Below are 19,183 nucleotides of genomic sequence, written 5' to 3' on the forward strand. Positions count from 1 at the left end.
ACCGTCCCCAGCTTGTTCACCGCCGGAATCAACGACGAGGACGCGCACACCCGCGCCACCTCCTCGATCACGATCACCGTCGCCAGCGCATCGGCCCCCGCACCCCCGTACGATTCGGGCACGTGCACCGCATGCAGATCACCCGCCACCAACGCCTCCAACGCCTCCTGCGGGAACCGCGACTCCTCATCCACCTCCGCCGCGAAAGGAGCGATCTTGGCCTCGGCCAGCTCACGCACCGAACTCCGCAGCAGCTCATGCTCCTCGGACGGCGCGTACGAGGGAAAGTCAGCACTCATGCCGCCGATGCTACCGGCCAGTAGGCAGTGGCGGCCGACGCGGGTACCCGCCCGCAGCGGGCACGTGTCCAATAGGGCCGCCGGTCGGCGGCAGCGAACGGAGAGGAGCAGGCCTTGTCCCACCGGCTGACGGTCATCGGAACCGGTTACCTCGGCGCGACCCACGCGGCGTGCATGGCCGACCTGGGTTTCGAGGTCCTGGGTCTCGACGTGGACGAGGAGAAGATCGCGCGGCTCTCGGCCGGCGACCTGCCCGTGTACGAGCCGGGGCTCGAACCCGTGCTGCGCAGGGGGCTGGAGACCGGGCGGCTGCGCTTCACCACCTCCTACGAGGAGGTCGCGGAGTTCGGCGACGTCCACTTCCTGTGCGTCGGGACCCCGCAGAAGGCCGGGGAGTACGCGGCCGACCTGACCTACGTCGACGGCGCGATCGCGTCGCTGGCGCCGCTGCTGGAGCGGCCCTGCCTGGTCGTCGGCAAGTCGACCGTGCCGGTCGGGACGGCCGCGCGGCTCGGCGAGGCGCTCGCCAAGGCGGCGCCGGCGGGCGGCGACGCCGTGCTCGCCTGGAACCCCGAGTTCCTGCGCGAGGGCTTCGCCGTCCAGGACACCATGCACCCCGACCGGATCGTGGCCGGGCTGCCCGCCGAGCCGGGCGCCGCCGAGCACGCCGAGAAGGTGCTCCGCGAGGTCTACCGGACGATGATCGCCGAGGGGACGCCCTTCATCACCGCCGACTTCCCCACCGCCGAGCTGGTCAAGGTGTCGGCGAACGCGTTCCTCGCCACCAAGATCTCCTTCATCAACGCGATGGCGGAGGTCTGCGAGGCCGCGCACGCGGACGTGACGAAGCTCTCGGAGGCGCTGTCCTACGACGACCGGATCGGCGGCAAGTTCCTCGGCCCGGGGCTGGGGTTCGGCGGCGGCTGCCTGCCGAAGGACATCCGGGCCTTCATGGCCCGGGCGGGCGAGCTCGGCGCCGACCAGGCGCTGACCTTCCTGCGCGAGGTCGACGAGATCAACATCCGGCGCCGGATCCGGATGGTGGACCTCGCCCGGCAGCTGCTCGGCGGCTCCTTCGCCGGGCGGACGGTCGGCGTCCTCGGCGCCGCGTTCAAGCCGAACTCCGACGACGTGCGCGACTCGCCCGCGCTGGACGTGGCCGCCTCCATCCGCGCCCAGGGCGCCCGGGTGACCGTCTACGACCCGCAGGCCATGCGCAACGCGCGCCGCGCCCAGCCGACGCTGGAGTACGGCGAGTCGGCGATGTCGGCCGTCCAGGACGCGCACGCCGTGCTGCTGCTGACGGAGTGGGCGGAGTTCCGCGACATGGACCCGGCCACGGTCGCCGGGGCCGTGGCGGAGCGCAACATCGTGGACGGGCGCAACGCGCTCGACCCCGAGCGGTGGCGCGCGGCCGGGTGGAACTACCGGGCCCTGGGACGCCCGTGACGCGGGGCTGACGCGGAACCGGCGCGGAACTAAAGCGGCCGCGGGCGGTGTTGTCGCGGGCATGAGCGCTGACTTCGCCGACCCGGCCGTGATCCGCCGCCTGCTGAACGAGTCGAGGACGTGGGTCTTCGTCGGCCTCGGGGACAACCCGGAGCGGGAGGTCCACACCCAGGCCCGGCTGATGCAGCAGCGAGGGAAGCGCATCATCCCCGTGCACCCGGAGGCGCGCGAGGTGCTCGGCGAGAAGGGGTACGCCTCCCTCGCCGACGTCCCGGACGCCTCCGAGGTGGACGTGGTGGGCGTCTACCGCCGCGCCGAGCACGCCGGGCAGGCGGTGGACGAGGCGATCGCGGCGGGCGCGAAGGCGGTGTGGCTGCCGCTCCAGGTGATCGACGAGGCGGCGGCCGGGCGTGCCAGGGACGCCGGGCTCGACGTCGTCATGGACCGCTGCCCCGCCGTCGAGTGGGCCCTGCGGCGCTGACCGGCCCTGGCCGGCCCGCCGCCGCGCGGGCGGCGGGCGTCCCTCAGAGCCGCTCTCGCAGCCGGGCGCCCTTCGCCTTGGCCTCGCCGTAGAGGTGCCGCTGGAACACCGCCATCTTGGCGCGCAGGTCGTCGTCGTACGCGGCCAGGATCCGGACGGCCAGCAGGCCGGCGTTGCGGGCCGCGCCGACCGCCACCGTCGCGACGGGGACGCCCGCGGGCATCTGCACGATCGAGAGCAGCGAGTCCATCCCGTCGAGGTACTTCAGCGGGACGGGCACGCCGATCACCGGCAGCGGCGTCACCGACGCCAGCATGCCCGGCAGGTGCGCGGCGCCGCCCGCCCCCGCGATGATCACGCGGAGGCCGCGGGACGCCGCGTCCTCCCCGTAGGCGATCATGTCGTGCGGCATGCGGTGCGCGGACACCACGTCGGCCTCGTAGGGGACGCCGAACTCTTCGAGCGCCCTCGCGGCGCCCTCCATGACGGGCCAGTCAGAGTCGCTCCCCATCACCACGCCGACGACCGGGTCGCTCACGCGCGCCTCCTCCTCGAACTCGCTCACCGCACGGTCCCTCATCGAGCATGGTCTTTCATGGCGGGGCCCCAGCGCAGGTAGTCGGCGGCGTGCCGGGCGCGCTCGCGGACCTCGGCGAGGTCGGCGCCGAGCGCGGTCACGTGGCCGATCTTGCGGCCGGGCCGGGACTCCTTGCCGTACATGTGCACCTTGACGCCCGGGTCGTGGGCCATCACGTGGATGTAGCGGGGGTACACGTCCGGGTCGTCGCCGCCGAGGACGTTGGCCATGACCGTGTACGGGGCGGTGGGCTCGGTGGAGCCGAGCGGCAGGTCGAGGACGGCCCGCAGGTGCTGCTCGAACTGCGACGTCCGGGCGCCCTCGATGGTCCAGTGCCCGGAGTTGTGCGGGCGCATGGCCAGCTCGTTCACCAGCAGCCCCGCGTCCGTCTCGAAGAGCTCGACGGCGAGGAGGCCGACGACGTTCAGCTCCTCGGCGACGCGCAGGGCGAGGCTCTGCGCCTCGACGGCGAGGTCCTTCGGCAGGCCGGGCGCTGGCGAGATCACCTCGGTGCAGATGCCGCCCTCCTGGACGGTCTCCACGATCGGGTACGCGGCGCCCTGCCCGTAGGGGGAGCGGGCGACGAGCGCGGCCAGCTCGCGGCCGAAGGCGACGTGCTGCTCCACCATCAGGTCGACGCCCTCGGCCTGCAGCCGGTCGGCGACCTGGGCCTCCGCGAGGTCGCCGACGACCCAGACGCCCTTGCCGTCGTAGCCGCCGCGCGTGGACTTCAGGACCAGCGGCCAGCCGTGCTCGCGGCCGAACGCCTCCAGGAACGCCCGCGGCTCGGGCGAGGGGACGGGCGCGTAGGCGGGGCAGGGAACGCCGAGCTCGCTCAGGCGTTCGCGCATGACGAGCTTGTCCTGGGCGTGGGCGAGGGCGGCCGACCCGGGCCGGCAGGGGACGCCGGTGGCCTCCAGCTTCTGGATGTGCGGCCCCGGGACGTGCTCGTGGTCGAACGTCACCACGTCGCAGCCCTGGGCGAAGCCCAGCAGGTCGTCGAGGGCGCGGTCGTTGCCGACCCGCACGTCCGAGACGACCTTGGCCGCCGACTCGTCCGGCGCCCCGGCGAGCACGCGCAGCGACACGCCGAGGGCGATCGCGGCCTGCTGGGTCATCCTTGCGAGCTGCCCTCCGCCCGCCATCCCGACCACGGGCATCTCACGAACCTTCACGTCGAAAGGCTATCGGGCGGGCGGGGCGAACGAACCACGCGGCACCCGCGTCGAAGAACTGTGGGGGGTCGAAGGGGCGCGGGGGGAGAAGGCGCGCGGGGAGCGCCGGCGGTGTGTGGGGGGCCCGGCAATGGGCACGGACCGGAGGTGAGCGCCTACCGTTCATGTTCCGGCGTCCCGGGGGCCACGGACGTCTATCCTCGTGGTGCCTCCCCCGTAGTCGCCGGCCGCCCGCCGTGCCCAGCAGTGCAAGCCCGGAAGGACGGTTCCCCTTCGTGAGCCTGGTCGCCAGAATCCACCGGCGGTTCGCGCACCTCATGCGCGAACTGGCCCAGTTCGGCAGCGTGGGCGCCATCGCATTCGTCATCACGTTCGCGATCGGCAACGGCCTGCACACCGGCCTGGGGGTGGGCCCGCTCACGTCCAACGGCGTCGCCACGGTGGTCGCGACGACGTTCTCCTACCTCGCCAACCGCTACTGGACGTTCCGGCACCGCGACCGCACCGGCCTCGGCCGCGAGTACGTGCTGTTCTTCGCGCTGAACGGCGTCGGCCTGGTGATCACCGAGCTGTTCATCGGCTTCTCGCACTACGTCCTCGGGCTGGACGGCGCCGTCTTCTACAACATCGCGCTGGTCATCGGCACCGCGGTGGCGACACTGTTCCGCTTCTGGTCCTACAAGAAGTGGGTGTTCCTGCCGGCGAGCGCCCCGCACGTCGACCCCGCGTCCGGGCTGCCGGAGGCCCCCTCCGCCGAGGCCGCCGCCGAGGGCCCCGGCGCGACCCGCGCCGCCCCGGGCCGCGCGCCCCGGCTGCGGCGCCCCCTCGACCGGACGGCCGAGGACTACGCCGAGATCTGACCGGCGCCGGGCCCTCAGGCGGGGCCCATGACCACGCGTTCCGCGGCCAGCCGGACCTCGGCGGCCTGGCGCAGGAAGACCCCGAAGACCGCGGGACGGGACTGGATCAGCTCCAGGCGCCCGCCGTCCACCACCGCCAGGGAGCGGGCCAGGTAGAGGCCGAGGCCGGTGCCGCGGCCGCCGGAGACGCTGCGTTCGAAGATGCGGGGCTCCAGCTCCGACGGGATCCCCTCGCCCTCGTCGCCGACCTCGACCACCACCGAGCTCGCGCCCGGCTTGGTGTGGATGGTCACGGTGCCGGCGCCGTGCGTCAGCGAGTTCTCCAGGAGGGTGGCCACGATCTGGGAGAGGCCCTCGGGATGGGTCATGCCGACCAGTCCCTGCTCGCCGATGATCCGCACGTCCCGTCCGGCCTTGCGGAAGCTCGGCCGCCACTCCTCGACCTGCTGCGCGATGATCTCGTCGATCGGGGACGGCACCGCGCCGCCGGTGCGGTCGTGCCGGGCGCGGGCGAGCAGCTGCTCGACGACCGCGACGAGCCGCTCGGCCTGCGCGACCGCCGCCGCCCCCTCCTCCCGGACGACGTCGGGGTAGTCGGCGGCGTCGATCATCTCTTCCAGCCGCATCGACAGCGCGGTCAGCGGGGTGCGGAGCTGGTGGCTGGCGTCGGCCGCGAACTCGCGGCTGGCGACCAGCAGGTCGGTGATGCGGACGGCGCTGCGGTCTAACACCTCGGCGACCCGGTCGACCTCGGGGATGCCGTAGCGGCGCGGGCGCGGGCGGGCGTTGCCGCTGCCGAGCCGGTCGGCGGTCTCGGCGAGGTCGACCAGCGGCAGCGTCAGCCTGCGGGCCTGCACCATCGCCAGGCCGACCGTGACGGCCACGCCGAGCAGGGCCAGGCTGCCGACGAGCAGGAGCAGCCGCAGCGCGGCGTCGCGGACCTGCGCCTCCGGGCGCGACACCCGCACCCGCACCCGGCCTTGCGCCGCCGTCGCCGACAGCACGCGACCGCGCCGCTGCGGCCCGGCGGTGAGCGTCCGGCCGTCCGGCAGCGTGATCGAGACATGCCGTCCCGGGTACTCCCGGGCGAGGACCGCGGGGGTCACCGGCTGGCGCGCCTCCAGGCTGTAGCCCACGCCGCCCGCGATCGAGGACGCCTCCCGGTCCAGTGACCGGCCGGCCTCCTCGTAGACGAGCTTGTGCGCGGCGTAGGCGAGGGGTATGCCGAGCAGGAGCAGCGCGACCACCGCCACCGCGAGCGTCGACAGGAGCAGTCGGCGCCTCATCAGGGCTCCTTCAGGGGTGGGGCCGCGGACCGTGCGGCAACGCGCACCGGGGGCCTCTCGGGAAGGCCCCCGGCGTCCCGCCGGGCCGCGGCGGCCGGAGCTAGTCGCCGCGCTCGAACCGGAAGCCGACGCCCCGCACCGTGGTGATGTAGCGGGGACTGCCGGCGTCGTCGCCGAGCTTGCGGCGCAGCCAGGAAATATGCATGTCGAGGGTCTTGGTGGAACCCCACCAGTTGGTGTCCCACACCTCGCGCATGATCTGTTCGCGGGTCACGACCTTGCCCGCGTCCCGCACGAGGACGCGCAGCAGGTCGAACTCCTTGGTGGTGAGCTGCAGCTCCTGTTCGCCCATCCAGGCGCGGCGCGACTCGGCGTCGATCCGCACCCCCTGGACGATCGGAGTCTCGGTGCTGCCCCGGCGCAGCAGGGCGCGCACCCGCGCGAGCAGCTCCGCCAGCCGGAACGGCTTGGTCACATAGTCGTCCGCGCCCGCGTCCAGCCCGACGACGGTGTCGACCTCGTCGGCACGGGCGGTCAGGATCAGGATGGGCACGCCGTGCCCCTCGGCCCGCACCCGGCGGGCCACCTCAAGGCCGTCCAGCTCGGGAAGGCCGAGATCGAGGACGATCAGGTCCACGCCGCCCCCGAGCGCCCGCTCCAGCGCCTGAGGGCCGTCGGGGCTGACTTCGACGGTGTACCCCTCGCGACGCAGCGCGCGGGCGAGAGGCTCGGAGATGGACGTGTCGTCCTCGGCGAGCAGTACTGAGGTCATGAACCGATCGTATGACCAAACTTGACCTTTGCTCGGCTACCGCCGCGCTCTTGACCTGCGGTTTGCCACTCGTAGTACATCCACGATCACCATTTTTCAGTCGCGATCGGGATGTAGGCCGCATCACGCCCGCAGGGCGGGGGGCCCGGCCAGGTCGAGGACCGCGACCGAGGCGCCCGGCAGCACCACCGAGGCCGTTCCGGAATCGCCGAGGCCGACCGGGTCAAGGCGAATCGCCGGATCCGAGGCGATCAGCAGCCCGGGGGCGGTCCCGCCGGAACCGGGCACCGGAACCAGGGCGGGCCGGTCACCGAGGTTCGCCGCCACGCACACCGAGCCGCGCCGCACGGTCAGCCACCGCGCCGCGACGTCGTCCGCCCCGTCGTCCGGTCCGCCGGGCGCCCCGTCGTGCGTCTCGACCGTCGCCGCGGTCAGCCGGGGGTCGTTCAACTCGGGCCGGGAGCGGCGCAGCGCGATCAGGTCGCGGTGCCATTCGAGCAGGCCGGCGTGCGGCGGCCGGTCCGGTTCGGTCCAGTCGAGGACGGACCGGCGGAAGGTTTCCACAGCCTGTGGATCGGGGATCTCGCCGCTCCAGCCGTGCCGGGAGAACTCGCGCCGCCGCCCCTCGCTGACCGCGCGCGCCAGCTCCGGGTCCTGGTGGTCGGTGAAGTAGCACCAGGGGGTCGTCGCGCCCCATTCCTCGCCCATGAAGAGCATGGGCGTGAAAGGCGAGAGCAGGAGCAGCGCCGCGCCGACTTTGAGCAGGCCAGGAGACGGCAGAAGGGCGCCGATGCGGTCCCCCGCCGCGCGGTTGCCCACCTGGTCGTGGTTCTGGAGAAAACCGAGGAACCTGTGCGCGGGCGTCTCCCGGACATTCACAGGCCGGCCGTGATGCCGTCCCCGGTAGGTCGACATGGTGCCGTCGTGCACGAAGGCTCTGGTGAAGGCCTTCTTCAGCGTTTCCAGAGAGCCGAAGTCGCAGTAGTAACCCTGCCTTTCACCGGTGAGCGCGGCGTGCAGGGCGTGGTGGAAGTCGTCGCTCCACTGGGCGTCCAGCCCGTAACCGCCCGCTTCTCTGGACGTCACCAGGCGCGGGTCGTTCAGATCCGATTCGGCGATGAGGAACAGTTCCCGGCCGAGGTGGGCCGAAAGCGCCGCCACGGCGCGTCCCATCTCTTCCAGTAGGTGCACCGCGCCGTGGTCGGTGATGGCGTGGACGGCGTCGAGGCGCAGCCCGTCCAGGTGGTAGTCGCGCAACCACATCAGCGCGTTCTGGACGACGAACGCGCGAACCTCGTCCGACCCTTCCTGGTCGAAGTTCACTGCGTCGCCCCACGGGGTGGCATGGGCGCTCGTGAAGTACGGGCCGAAACTTCCCAGGCGATTCCCGTCCGGTCCCAGATGGTTGTAGACGACGTCCAGCACTACGGCCAGACCGCGCGCATGGGCGGCGTCCACGAAACGCTTCAGACCGTCGGGCCCGCCGTAGGGCTCGTGCGGCGCCCAAAGGTGAACACCGTCGTATCCCCAGCCGTGACGGCCGGGGAAGGACGCGACCGGCAGCAGTTCCACGGCGTCGATGCCGAGTGCCGCCAAGTGGTCGAGACGTTCGATCGCCGCGTCGAACGTGCCTTCGGGCGTGAAAGTGCCCACGTGCATCTCGTACAGGACGCTTCCGGCGAGCGGGCGTCCGTGCCAGTGCCGGTCGGTCCAGGCGAACCGTCCGTGGTCGTAGACGCGGCTCTGACCGTGGACGCCGTCGGGCTGCCAGGGTGAACGGGGGTCGGGCAGCACCTCGTCCGCCCCGTCCAGGACGAACCCGTAGTCGGTGCCGTGGGAGGCGTCCGGCACCACGGCCTCCCACCATCCGGAAGGCCCCGGATCGGGAGACCGCGGCTCCATGGCGTACCGGGCGCCGCCCGCCTCGACGTCCACGCGGCCGGCGGCCGGGGCCCACACCTCGAAACGCGCGCTCACCGATCGATCTCCCTGGGGACGAGCAGCGCGACGGGAAGGTGCTCGAACACGCGCGAGGCGTCCAGGATCGGGCCCATGTGCGTGCAGCCGGTCAGGACGTCCCGCCAGCCCTGACGGCGGACGTCCACGCGGGTCCCCTTCCAGCCCCCGCGGCTCTCCAGCCCCACGGGGAGCCGGGTGGCGAGCGCGACGGCCTCGCCCCGGGCGAACCCCACGACGTGGTCGGCGGCGGGCCCGCGCGCGGTGATCGGCTCGTGCCGGGAACCGGGCCCGAACCACTCCGGATGGGACCGGCGCAGCCGCAGCGCCCGGGACGTGACCAGCAGCTTCTCGTCGTCCACCTCCTTCGGCTGCCGCCCGGTGTCGAGCCGGAACAGGTGCTCGCGGCGCCGCCCGTAGTCGACCGGCCGCCGGTTGTCGGGGTCGACCAGCGACAGGCCCGTCATCTCGCATCCCTGGTAGACGTCCGGGACGCCCGGCATCGCCAGCTGGACGAGCTTCTGCCCGAGCGTGTTCACGCGCGCGTACGGGGCCAGCTTCGCGACGAAGGACGTCATGTCGGTCACCAGGTCCGGATCGGCCAGGACGCCGCGCGCGTACTCCAGGACGGCCTCCTCGTAGCCGGAGTCCTGTTCGGCCCAGGAAGTGCGCGTCTTGGCCTCGCGCATCGCCTTGGTGAGGAACTCCTCCAGCCTCCCGATGGTGAGCGGCCACGCACCGACGAGCGTCTGCCAGAACAGGTACTCCAGGTCCGGTTCCAGGGGTGATGTGCCGGGCCCCCAGTTCCGCCACCGTTCCACCGATTCGGCCCACTCCGCGGGCAGTTCCGACAACACCGCCAGCCAGGCCCGCACGTCCTCCTCGCGCTTGGTGTCGTGCGTGGACAGCGTCGTCATCGTCAACGGCCAGTCGCGGGCGAGCCGGATGCAGAACGCGTGGAAGTCCGGCTGCGCGACGCTGAAGCGGCCCGGCGCGCCGCCCACCTCGTTCAGCGCGGCCATGCGGTTCCAGCGGTAGAACGCCGTGTCCTCCACGCCCTTGGCGGCGAGCGGGGAGGAGGTCTGCTGGAAACGCACGATGAACTCGGCGTCGGTGCGCTCACCGCGCCCCAGGGCCAGGTCCACGATGACCTCGAGGTCGTCGTGCAGGTCCTGTGGCAGGTGCGCGCGCGCACGGCGGGCGGCCTCGTTCACGACGTCCACGGCCTGCTGGGGAGCGTCCTCCCCGGGCACGACGTACGCGCGGTAGACGGGCATGGAGACCAGCAGTTCGACCAGTGCCCTCTCCAGGCCGGGACGGCGCTCGCCCACGACCCGGGCGAGGACGCGCTGGAGCCGCTCGATCTCGGGCCTGAGGCCGTGCTCGGCGGCGTGCGTCCGGGCGTCGCGCTCGACCTCCTCGAAGGAGGCCGGGTTGCCCGTCAGCGACACGTAGTAGCCGGTCAGCGGCCCCTCCCCGGCGGGATCGAGGAACAGCCCGCCGATCATGCCGAGCGCGTCGTAGCCGGTGGTGCCCGCGCACGGCCAGTCCGGCGGCAGCCGCTCCTCCCCCTCGGTGATCTTCTCGACGAGCAGCCAGCGGTCCGGCGCGGCCTCGGCGAGCCGCCGCAGGTAGCCGCGCGGGTCGGCGAGCCCGTCGGGATGGTCGACGCGCAGCCCGTCCACCAGACCGTCCCTGACCAGGTTCAGCAGGAGCGCGTGCGTGCGCTCGAAGACCTCCGCGTCCTCCTGCCGCAGCCCGATCAGGCCGGAGATGTCGAAGAAGCGCCGGTAGTTGGGCTCGCCCTCGCCGGGCGGGACGAGCCGCCCGCCGCCGGCCTCCCAGTCGACGTCGAACCACCGGGCGAACCGCGACCGCGGCCCCTCCGCCAGGACGTCGGCGAAGGGCAGGTTCAGCCCGGCCGGCTCCGGGATCGCCATGTGGTTCGGGACGACGTCCACCAGCACCCGGAGCCCGTGCGCCCGGAACCGGGTCACCATGGCGCCGAACGCCTCCGGTCCGCCGAGCTCCTCCGACAGCCGGGAGTGGTCGACGACGTCGTAGCCGTGCGTGGAGCCCGGCGCGGCCTGCAGGACCGGCGACAGGTAGACGTGCGACACGCCGAGGGCCGCGAGGTAGGGGGCCAGCGCCGCGGCGTCGGCGAACCCGAAGTGCGCCTCGGGCGTCCCTCGGAGCTGGAGGCGGTAGGTGCCGGTCGGCGGCGCGGCGAGGGCGTCCTCCTCCGGGACGCCGCCGTCCACGCGTTCGGATGTCTCCGCCCGTTCGGGGCTGTGGTCCTCGGACACGGTTTCCTCGGGGGGTTCGGTGACGGGCATCGGTTCCTCGGGGGCGGGCTCGGCCTCCATCTCGTACCCCCGCCTCAGACCCGGCGCATGACCTGGATGGACCGGGCGGCGACCGGCACGTTCTCGCGGGACTTCACGACGGGCGACTCCTCCTCGGCGAGCAGCGGATCGGCGGTGTCGAGCACCTTTATCCACATCTGCCCGTACAGCACGGGCGGAAGCGCGAACGCCAGGTCCCCGTCATGGGCGTTGATCAGCAGCAGGAACGAGGCGTCCCTGACCTGCCGTCCGCGCCGGTCCGGTTCGCCGATCGCGTCGCCGTTCAGGAACACGGTGAGGGACTTGTTGAAGCCGGCGGACCAGTCGCGGCCGGTCATCTCCGCCCCGCCGGGCGTGAACCAGACGAGGTCGGGCAGATCCTCGGGCCTCGCTCCCGCGCGGGTGCGCTTGGAGCTCTCGTCGCCGCCGGTGAAGAAGCGCCGCCGCCGGAACACCGGATGCTCGGTGCGCAGCGCCGACAGGCGGCGGACGAAGTCGAGCAGCGGGCCGCGCTCGTCGAAGAACGTGTCGTCGCGCAGGCCCGTCCAGTCGACCCACGACAGCTCGCTGTCCTGGCAGTAGGCGTTGTTGTTGCCGCCCTGCGTCCGCCCTATCTCGTCGCCGTGCAGGAGCATCGGCACGCCCTGCGACAGGAACAGCGTGGTCAGGAAGTTGCGCTTCTGCCGCTCGCGCAGCGAGATGATGTCGAGGTCGTCGGTCTCGCCCTCGTGGCCGCAGTTCCACGACCGGTTGTCGTCGGTGCCGTCCCGGTTCCCCTCCCCGTTGGCCTCGTTGTGCTTGCCGTCGTAGGAGACGAGGTCGTGCAGCGTGAAGCCGTCATGGCAGGTCACGAAGTTGATCGAGGCGATGGGACGGCGGCCGTCGTCGGCGTACAGGTCGGACGAGCCCGTCAGCCGGGAGGCGAAGTCGGGCAGCGTGCCCGGCTGCCCGCGCCAGTAGTCGCGCGTCGTGTCCCGGTACTGGCCGTTCCATTCCGTCCACAGCGGCGGGAAGTTGCCGACCTGGTAGCCGCCCTCCCCCACGTCCCACGGCTCGGCGATCAGCTTGACCTGGGAGACCACCGGGTCCTGCTGGACGAGGTCGAAGAACGCCGACAGCCGGTCCACCGCGTGCAGCTCGCGGGCCAGCGTCGCGGCGAGGTCGAAGCGGAACCCGTCCACGTGCATCTCGGTCACCCAGAACCGCAGCGAATCCATGATCAGCTGCAGGACGTGGGGGCTGCGCATCAGCAGGCTGTTGCCGGTGCCCGTGGTGTCCATGTAGTAGCGGCCGTCGTCCTCCGTGAGCCGGTAGTACGAGGCGTTGTCGAGGCCGCGGAACGACAGCGTCGGCCCGAGGTGGTTGCCCTCGGCGGTGTGGTTGTAGACGACGTCCAGGATCACCTCGATCCCGGCCTCGTGCAGCGACTTCACCATCGCCTTGAACTCCAGCACCTGCTCGCCGCGCTGGCCGGACGAGGAGTACTCGTTGTGCGGCGCGAAGAAGCCGATGGTGTTGTAGCCCCAGTAGTTGCGCAGCCCGCGGCTCGTCAGCGCGTCGTCGTGGACGAACTGGTGGACGGGCATCAGCTCGACCGCCGTCACCCCGATCGAGCGCAGGTGGTCCGTGATCACCGGGTGGCCGAGCGCCGCGTACGTGCCGCGCATCGCCGGCGGGATGTCCGGATGCCGGGCGGTGAGCCCCTTGACGTGCGCCTCGTAGATCACCGTCTCGTGGTAGGGGGTGCGGGGCGGGCGGTCGTCCCCCCAGTCGAAGTACGGGCTGACGACCACCGACCGCATCGTGTGGCGCGCCGAGTCGGCGTCGTTGCGCGACCAGGGGTCTCCGAAGTTGTATCCGAAGCACGCCTCGTCCCAGTCGACCTGGCCTTCGACGGCCTGGGCGTACGGGTCGAGCAGCAGCTTCGAGGGGTTGCAGCGCAGGCCGCGCGGCGGATCGTACGGCCCGTGCACCCGGAACCCGTACCGGCGTCCCGGCATGACGCCCGGCAGGTAGCCGTGCCACACGAAGGCGTCCACCTCCGGCAGCGTCAGCCGCGTCTCCTCACCGTCGCCCGCCGGTCCGTCGAACAGGCACAGCTCCACCTTCTCGGCTACCTCGGAGAAGACGGCGAAGTTCGTTCCCGCGCCGTCGAACCGGGCCCCCAGGGGGTAGGCGTCACCCGGCCAAACCTGAGCCAATTGGTCCGCCCTTCGTAGGGTGCGGCGCCGGGCGCCCGACCGCGCACGTTCCGGGGGCCGCACCCCGGAAGCCCTTCCCTCTGGGGGATGGATCACACCGATCAGGACCCCACTGGCCAGAACGGACATCCGTGGGTTACGTTAGGGGAGCCTTACCTTAATGAGGGCGCCCTAACCGGCGCCGGTGGGGCACGCTGCGAAGAGGACGAGCCGCACGGAAGGTCTCCCACCGGAATGTACGTCTGCATCTGCAACGCCGTCACCGAGGACGACGTTCACGGCTGCATGGCGAGCGGTTGCACGACGGCCAAGGCCGTCAAGGCGGCCTGCGGCTTCAAGCCGGGCTGCGGTCTGTGCACCAAACGCATCCACACGATGGTCAGCGAGTACCGCGCCTCCACGGCCCTGGCGGACGCCCTGCTCGGCGGCAACGATCCCGCGTCCACGACCGCCGCCTGAACAGACCCCTCCCTCACGTTCCGTTCCAATAGGGGAACGCGCTGTGGGCGATTAGGTACTGTCCCGGATCCGGCCCGGCATGGAAGCATGGGGCCATGGAAGGCGACAACGACATCATCGCTCTGCTGAACGAGCAGCTCACCGCCGAGCTCACGGCGATCAACCAGTACTTCCTGCACTCCAAGATGCAGGAGAACTGGGGCTTCACCCGCATCGCCAAGCACACCCGCGACGAGTCCTTCGACGAGATGCGGCACGCGGAGCGGCTCACCGACCGGATCCTGTTCCTGGAGGGCCTGCCGAACTACCAGAAGCTCGGCACCCTGCGCATCGGGCAGACGATCGTCGAGCAGCTCAAGGCGGACCTGGAGATCGAGATGGAGGCCGTGGCCCGGCTGCGGCCCGGCATCGAGCTGATGCGCTCGCGCGGCGACGTCACCTCCGCACGGATCTTCGAGGACATCCTCGCCGACGAGGAGGAGCACATCGACTACCTGGAGACCGAGCTGAGCCTCGTTCAGGCCCTCGGCGAGCAGAACTACCTGCAGCGCCTCACCGAACCGCCCGGCGAGGGCGGCCCGAGCCCCGTCTGAGCCCTACGTCGCCCGCCCGCCGCTCCTGCGCAGCACGTACGGCTGGATGATGCCGAGACCGCGGACCGGGCGCTTGACGATCCGCGTGACCTCGTAGCCCGGCGCCTTCTCCAGGCACGCCGCCAGCTCCGCGTCGATCACCACCGCGCCCGGCCGGGCGAGCGAGGTGAGCCGGGCCGCGAGGTTCACGGTCGTGCCGAACACGTCGCCCATCAGCGGCAGGACGGGCCCGTGGGCGACGCCGACCCGCACGTCCGGGACCTCGGTCTCGTCCTGGATCGCCGCCGCCACCGTCAGCGCGATCTCCGCGCCGATCTCCGGCGTCGCCGCGCTGAACAGCACCTCGTCGCCGAGCGTCTTGACCAGCCGGCCGCCGCAGGAGGCGATGATGTCCGCGGCGGTCTCCTCGAACCACTCCACGACGCGGGCGAGCTCGATCTCCTCCAGCTCCCGGCTGACCTGGGTGAAGGAGACCATGTCCGCGAACCCGACCGTGGTCATCGGCCGGCCCGCCGAATCGCCGTTCTCCCGGCTCGCCGCCGCGGCCAGCGCCCGCGTCCCCGCGGCCGCGAGCTGCCGCCGCCAGGCGTGCAGGACCAGCGGCTCGAAGTCGCCGATGTGCTTCTCGGCGATGTCCACCACCGTGTCCACCGCCTCCGCGGACGGCGTCTCGGTCAGGTCCTGCGTCAGCATGCTGCGCAGCAGGTTGACCTGCCACTCGGCGAGCCGCGTCATGGTCTGGCCGAACGCCCTGACCAGCCGGATCACGCCGTCCTCGTCCAGGATCCCGTCGTCGACGAGCCGGCGGAGCCGGTCCAGCGCCGCCACGTCGCCCTCGGTGTAGGCGATCGTCTCGTCCGGCATCGACGGGTAGCCGAACGCCCGCCAGATCCGTCCGGCGAAGTCCCGCGACACGCCGGACAGCCGGACCGCCTCGACGCGGTTGTACCGCAGCTCGCCGCCCAGCAGGAGCTCTTCGATCTCCTTCGGATCCGGCAATCCGGCCGCCATCATCCGCCCCTCAGTCCGCGGCCGCCGTGGGCCGTGGCGGCGGCGTCGTGAATCGGTACCCGCACATATCGTCGCAGATCAGCATCAACGTCAACGGACGGATGCCGGATCGCCTCGTCCCGTTCACCGGACGTGCACCACATCGCCCGCACTGACCGCCGTGTCGCCGGCCGGTCCGGCCACCACGAGGCGGCCCTCCTCGTCCACGTCCCGCGCCGTCCCGGTCAGCCGCTCGCCGCCGGGCATCTCCACCCGCACCTCGCGGCCGAGGGTCGCGCACAGGTCCCGGTACGCGGTGCGCAGCCCGCTGCTCTCCGGATCGCCGCCGAGCGCCGTCCACTCCTGGTACCAGGTGCCGAACTCGCGCAGGATCGCGCGCAGCAGCGGCGCCCGGTCGCTGAGCGGCGCGCCCTCGATCGCGAGGGACGTCGCGGTCGGCACCGGCAGCTCCTCCTCGCGCAGGCCCACGTTCAGCCCGACCCCGACCACGAGCCCGCCGTCGACCATCTCGGCGAGGATCCCGGCGAGCTTGCGGTCCCCGACCAGCACGTCGTTCGGCCACTTGAGGCGCACGTCCACCGCGGTGTCGCCGTCCTCACCGCCCTCGCCGCCGTCGCCGAGGAACCCCTCCCCCGCCTGCGACCAAGCGGTCATCCGGCGGAGGGCGGTGGCGACCGCCACGCCGGTCAGCAGCGACGCCCACCCGAACCGCGCCACCGGGACGCGGGGGCGCAGCAGCATCGAGAACGTCAGGCCCGACCGCGGCGGCGCCGTCCAGGTCCGCCCGAGCCGCCCCCGGCCCGCCGTCTGCAGCTCGGTGACCAGCACGGTCCCCTCCGGCGCGCCCTCCCGCGCCCGCTCCGCGAGGTCGGCGTTGGTGGACCCGGTCTCCTCCACCACGCGGACGTCCCGCCACAGCCCGCCCTCCCGCACGAGCGCGCGCCGCAGCGCCGCCTCGTGCAGCGGCGGCCGGCCGAGATCCCCATAACGCGAGTCGCTCACACGACCAATCCAACCTCATCCCGAAGTCGATCTTGGGACCGGCGTCCGGCCGCGGCGGCCGCGCTCGTTAGGGTGCCCCCATGGATGGTGCGACGCTGGATGGTGTGACGCTGCGGCGCGACGGGCACGTCGCGGAGATCGTGCTGGACCGCCCCGAGGCCCTCAACGCCCTGTCGACCGCGATGGCCCGGCGCCTCGCGGGCGTGTGCGCCGAGGTCGCGGCGGACGCGTCGGTCCGCGCGGTGGTCCTCAGCGCCGCCGGGGAGAAGGCGTTCTGCGTGGGCGCCGACCTCAAGGAGCGCAACGCGATGAGCGACGAGGAGATCCTCGCGCAGCGCCCCGTCTTCCGCGCCGCGTTCGGCGGCGTCCTGAACCTCCCGCAGCCGGTGGTCGCGGCCGTGCACGGCTACGCCCTCGGCGGCGGCTGCGAGTTCGCGCTGTCCGCCGACATCGTCGTCGCGGACGAGTCGGCCGTGTTCGGCCTCCCCGAGGTGGGCGTCGGCCTCGTGCCCGGCGGCGGCGGAACCCAGCTCGCGCTGCGCCGCCTCGGCCCCGGCAAGGCCGCCGACCTGGTCTTCACCGGCCGCCGCCTCGGCGTCGAGGAGGCCCTCGCCTACGGCCTCGCCGACCGCCGGGTCCCCGCGGGCACCGCCCGCGAGGAGGCCCTCGGCATCGCCGAGGTCATCGCCGGCAACTCCCCCACCGCCGTCCGCGCCGCCAAGCGCGCGATGCGCCAGGGCGGCGGCGCCGCCCTGGAAGCCGCCCTCGACCTCGAAGAGAACGCCTGGCGCACCGTCGCCTTCTCCGCCGACCGCCGCGAGGGCATCGCCGCCTTCAACGAGAAGCGCAAGCCGGTCTGGCCGAGCTAGCCCAGGGGCGACCCCTGGAACCCCCTGCCCGTGGCGGGGGCTCGGCTTCTAGGTGAGGGTGTCGGAGTGGCCTGCCTTCAGGCGGGGCCACTGGGCCATCGGGCGGCCGTCGGCGCGGAAGAAGCCGCCGTCGACCGACCCCTCGCGCGGCCAGCCTTCAGGCGAGTCCTCCCACGCCTCCTGGCGCCCGTAGACGGACATGTCCATGAGCGAGTAGGCGATGTCCATGGCCTCGACGCCGCGGCCGTTCGTCCAGTAGGTCTCGAAGACGCGGTCGCCGTCCCGCAGGTAGAAGACCAGGTGGAACATGCCGGCCCGGCGGCCGGTGAGCAGGGTTTCGGCGGAGTCCTGGGCGGAGTACCAGGGCATCTCCCAGCCCATGAAGTCGCGGTACCGCACGCTCTCCTCGTAGGGGCCCTGGCAGAGGGTGGCGTAGGTGATGCCCGCGGCGTGCAGGTTGGAGAGCTCCCTGACCTGGCCGTTGAAGTACGTGCAGCCGTCGCACTGCTCGGCGGCGGGCCGGCCGGCGGACCACATCATGTAGTACGCGATCAGCTGGCGGCGGCCCTCGAAGGCGTCCAGCAGCGTCACGGGGCCGTCCGGGCCGGTCAGGGGCGCGGAGGCGTCCACCTCCACCATCGGCAGCCGCCGCCGCGCCGCCGCGATCGCGTCGCCCGCGCGGGTGTGGGCCTTCTCCCTCTCCCGCAGGGCGTCCAGCTCGGCCTGCCAGGCGGCCCGGTCGACCACCTCGGGCATCGGCGTCGTGGGGTTCATGGCTTCCCTTCCTCTCGGTGGACCGTCGCCCCACCGACGAAGGGCGCCCGCCGGGATCGACACCCGCGGCGAAGAATTCCTCAGAGTTCGCGGAGGCGGCGCGCCAGATAGCGGCGCTCGGGCTCGGTGGGCGCGAGCGCCAGCGCCTCCTCGTACGCCGCTCTGGCCTCGGCGGCGCGGCCGTCGCGACGGAGCAGGTCGGCGCGGGTCGCGGGCAGGAGGTGGTACCCGGCGAGCCTCCCGGACGCCGCGAGCTCGTCGACGAGGGCGAGGCCGGCCGCGACGCCGTCCGCCATCGCGACCGCCACGGCGCGGTTGAGGTCCACGACCGGGGACGGCGCCAGCCGGGCCAGCTCGCCGTACAGTGCCGCGATCTGCGGCCAGTCGGTGGCCGCCGCGTCGGGCGCCGTGGCGTGGCAGGCGGCGATGGCGGCCTGCACCTGGTAGGGGCCGGAGCGCCGCATCGCGACCGCCCGGTCGAGCGTCTCCACGCCTTCGGCGATGAGCGCCCTGTCCCATCGGGACCTGTCCTGGCCCTCCAGGGTGACCAGGACGCCGCCGTCCGTGCGCGTGGGGCGGCGGGCCTCGTGCAGCAGCATCAGCGCGAGCAGCCCCCGCGGCTCGGGTTCGGCCGGCATCAGCCGGACGAGCACGCGCGCCAGGTGGACGGCCTCGGCCGTCAGCCCCTGCCGCTCCTCCCCGCCGTAGCCCTCGTTGTAGATCAGGTAGAGCACCGCGAGGACGGCGGCGAGGCGCCGCGGGAGATCCGCGGCCGCCGGGACCCGGTACGGGACGCCCGCCTCCCGGATCTTGCGCTTCGCGCGGACCAGGCGCTGCGCCATCGCGGGTTCGGCGGTCAGGAACGCCCTGGCGATCTCGGCGGTGCTCAGCCCCGCCAGCGTGCGCAGGGTGAGCGCGACCCGGGCCGGGAACGGCAGCGCCGGGTGGCAGCAGGTGAAGATCAGCCTGAGCCGCTCGTCGGGGACGTCCTCCTCCGCGGGCTCACCGGCGCCGCCGGCCGCGAGCAGGCGCAGCTTGGCCGCGCCGGCCGCGTCGCGGCGCAGCCGGTCGCGC

General features: G+C 72.7%; 18 protein-coding genes. 6 read left to right on the forward strand and 12 right to left on the reverse strand.

Translation table 11 applies throughout. The annotated features are described in order from the left end of the window. On the reverse strand, positions 1–299 hold a 299-nt coding region (locus ABWI04_RS35275), incomplete at its 3' end, for an acyl-CoA dehydrogenase family protein (RefSeq protein ID WP_353835108.1). Positions 300–413: 114 nt separating this feature from the next. On the opposite strand from ABWI04_RS35275, the gene ABWI04_RS35280 reads away from it, so the two are divergent. Together ABWI04_RS35280 and ABWI04_RS35285 are read left to right on the forward strand one after the other, a co-directional pair. Next, positions 414–1,748, forward strand: a complete 1,335-nt coding sequence (locus ABWI04_RS35280) for a UDP-glucose dehydrogenase family protein (protein WP_353835109.1) — start codon at positions 414–416, stop codon at positions 1,746–1,748. A gap of 61 nt (positions 1,749–1,809) precedes the next feature. Next, on the forward strand, positions 1,810–2,229 hold the full coding sequence (locus tag ABWI04_RS35285; RefSeq protein WP_345187266.1) for a CoA-binding protein: 420 nt from the start codon (positions 1,810–1,812) through the stop codon (positions 2,227–2,229). 43 nt (positions 2,230–2,272) lie between these two features. Here the strand turns inward: ABWI04_RS35285 and purE are convergent, their stop codons facing one another. Continuing rightward, positions 2,273–2,740, reverse strand: coding sequence for a 5-(carboxyamino)imidazole ribonucleotide mutase (gene purE, locus ABWI04_RS35290; RefSeq protein ID WP_345187302.1), 468 nt, complete (start codon positions 2,738–2,740; stop codon positions 2,273–2,275). Between the two features lie 65 nt (positions 2,741–2,805). Next, entirely contained in the window at positions 2,806–3,966 is a 1,161-nt protein-coding gene (locus ABWI04_RS35295; RefSeq protein ID WP_345187304.1) for a 5-(carboxyamino)imidazole ribonucleotide synthase, read from the reverse strand. Positions 3,967–4,256: 290 nt separating this feature from the next. On the opposite strand from ABWI04_RS35295, the gene ABWI04_RS35300 reads away from it, so the two are divergent. Continuing rightward, positions 4,257–4,841, forward strand: a complete 585-nt coding sequence (locus ABWI04_RS35300; RefSeq protein WP_345187267.1) for a GtrA family protein — start codon at positions 4,257–4,259, stop codon at positions 4,839–4,841. 14 nt (positions 4,842–4,855) lie between these two features. Here the strand turns inward: ABWI04_RS35300 and ABWI04_RS35305 are convergent, their stop codons facing one another. From ABWI04_RS35305 to glgX, 5 genes are all read right to left on the reverse strand, one after another. Beyond that, positions 4,856–6,127 (reverse strand): ATP-binding protein, encoded by a 1,272-nt coding sequence (locus ABWI04_RS35305; protein ID WP_345187269.1) that lies wholly within the window; start codon positions 6,125–6,127, stop codon positions 4,856–4,858. 100 nt (positions 6,128–6,227) lie between these two features. Continuing rightward, positions 6,228–6,899, reverse strand: a complete 672-nt coding sequence (locus tag ABWI04_RS35310) for a response regulator transcription factor (RefSeq protein ID WP_026402549.1) — start codon at positions 6,897–6,899, stop codon at positions 6,228–6,230. A gap of 123 nt (positions 6,900–7,022) precedes the next feature. Further along, positions 7,023–8,876: a malto-oligosyltrehalose trehalohydrolase gene (gene treZ, locus ABWI04_RS35315; protein ID WP_353835110.1), complete on the reverse strand. Its 1,854-nt coding sequence runs from the start codon at positions 8,874–8,876 to the stop codon at positions 7,023–7,025. After that, positions 8,873–11,161, reverse strand: coding sequence for a malto-oligosyltrehalose synthase (gene treY, locus ABWI04_RS35320; protein ID WP_353835111.1), 2,289 nt, complete (start codon positions 11,159–11,161; stop codon positions 8,873–8,875). Before treY ends, treZ begins: the two co-directional genes overlap by 4 nt. A gap of 74 nt (positions 11,162–11,235) precedes the next feature. Beyond that, positions 11,236–13,401, reverse strand: coding sequence for a glycogen debranching protein GlgX (glgX, locus tag ABWI04_RS35325; protein ID WP_345187278.1), 2,166 nt, complete (start codon positions 13,399–13,401; stop codon positions 11,236–11,238). Positions 13,402–13,635: 234 nt separating this feature from the next. On the opposite strand from glgX, the gene ABWI04_RS35330 reads away from it, so the two are divergent. Both ABWI04_RS35330 and bfr read left to right on the forward strand, forming a co-directional pair. After that, on the forward strand, positions 13,636–13,860 hold the full coding sequence (locus ABWI04_RS35330; protein ID WP_345187280.1) for a (2Fe-2S)-binding protein: 225 nt from the start codon (positions 13,636–13,638) through the stop codon (positions 13,858–13,860). Between the two features lie 95 nt (positions 13,861–13,955). Then, positions 13,956–14,453 (forward strand): bacterioferritin, encoded by a 498-nt coding sequence (gene bfr / locus ABWI04_RS35335; protein WP_345187283.1) that lies wholly within the window; start codon positions 13,956–13,958, stop codon positions 14,451–14,453. Between the two features lie 3 nt (positions 14,454–14,456). Here the strand turns inward: bfr and ABWI04_RS35340 are convergent, their stop codons facing one another. Next, positions 14,457–15,464 (reverse strand): adenylate/guanylate cyclase domain-containing protein, encoded by a 1,008-nt coding sequence (locus ABWI04_RS35340; protein ID WP_353835112.1) that lies wholly within the window; start codon positions 15,462–15,464, stop codon positions 14,457–14,459. A 123-nt stretch (positions 15,465–15,587) separates the two neighbouring features. After that, entirely contained in the window at positions 15,588–16,466 is an 879-nt protein-coding gene (locus tag ABWI04_RS35345; RefSeq protein WP_345187288.1) for a biotin--[acetyl-CoA-carboxylase] ligase, read from the reverse strand. 80 nt (positions 16,467–16,546) lie between these two features. Between ABWI04_RS35345 and ABWI04_RS35350 the strand changes: the two genes are divergently transcribed. Beyond that, positions 16,547–17,335: an enoyl-CoA hydratase/isomerase family protein gene (locus ABWI04_RS35350; RefSeq protein ID WP_353835113.1), complete on the forward strand. Its 789-nt coding sequence runs from the start codon at positions 16,547–16,549 to the stop codon at positions 17,333–17,335. Between the two features lie 48 nt (positions 17,336–17,383). Here ABWI04_RS35350 and ABWI04_RS35355 read toward each other — a convergent pair whose 3' ends face one another. Further along, positions 17,384–18,109: a DUF899 family protein gene (locus ABWI04_RS35355; protein WP_353835114.1), complete on the reverse strand. Its 726-nt coding sequence runs from the start codon at positions 18,107–18,109 to the stop codon at positions 17,384–17,386. Positions 18,110–18,189: 80 nt separating this feature from the next. Further along, positions 18,190–19,183 (reverse strand): RNA polymerase sigma factor (locus tag ABWI04_RS35360; protein ID WP_353835115.1); only part of this gene is annotated, 994 nt, incomplete at its 5' end.

It is taken from the genome of Actinomadura sp. NPDC000929 (assembly GCF_040492065.1).
Lineage (GTDB): Bacteria > Actinomycetota > Actinomycetes > Streptosporangiales > Streptosporangiaceae > Spirillospora > Spirillospora verrucosospora.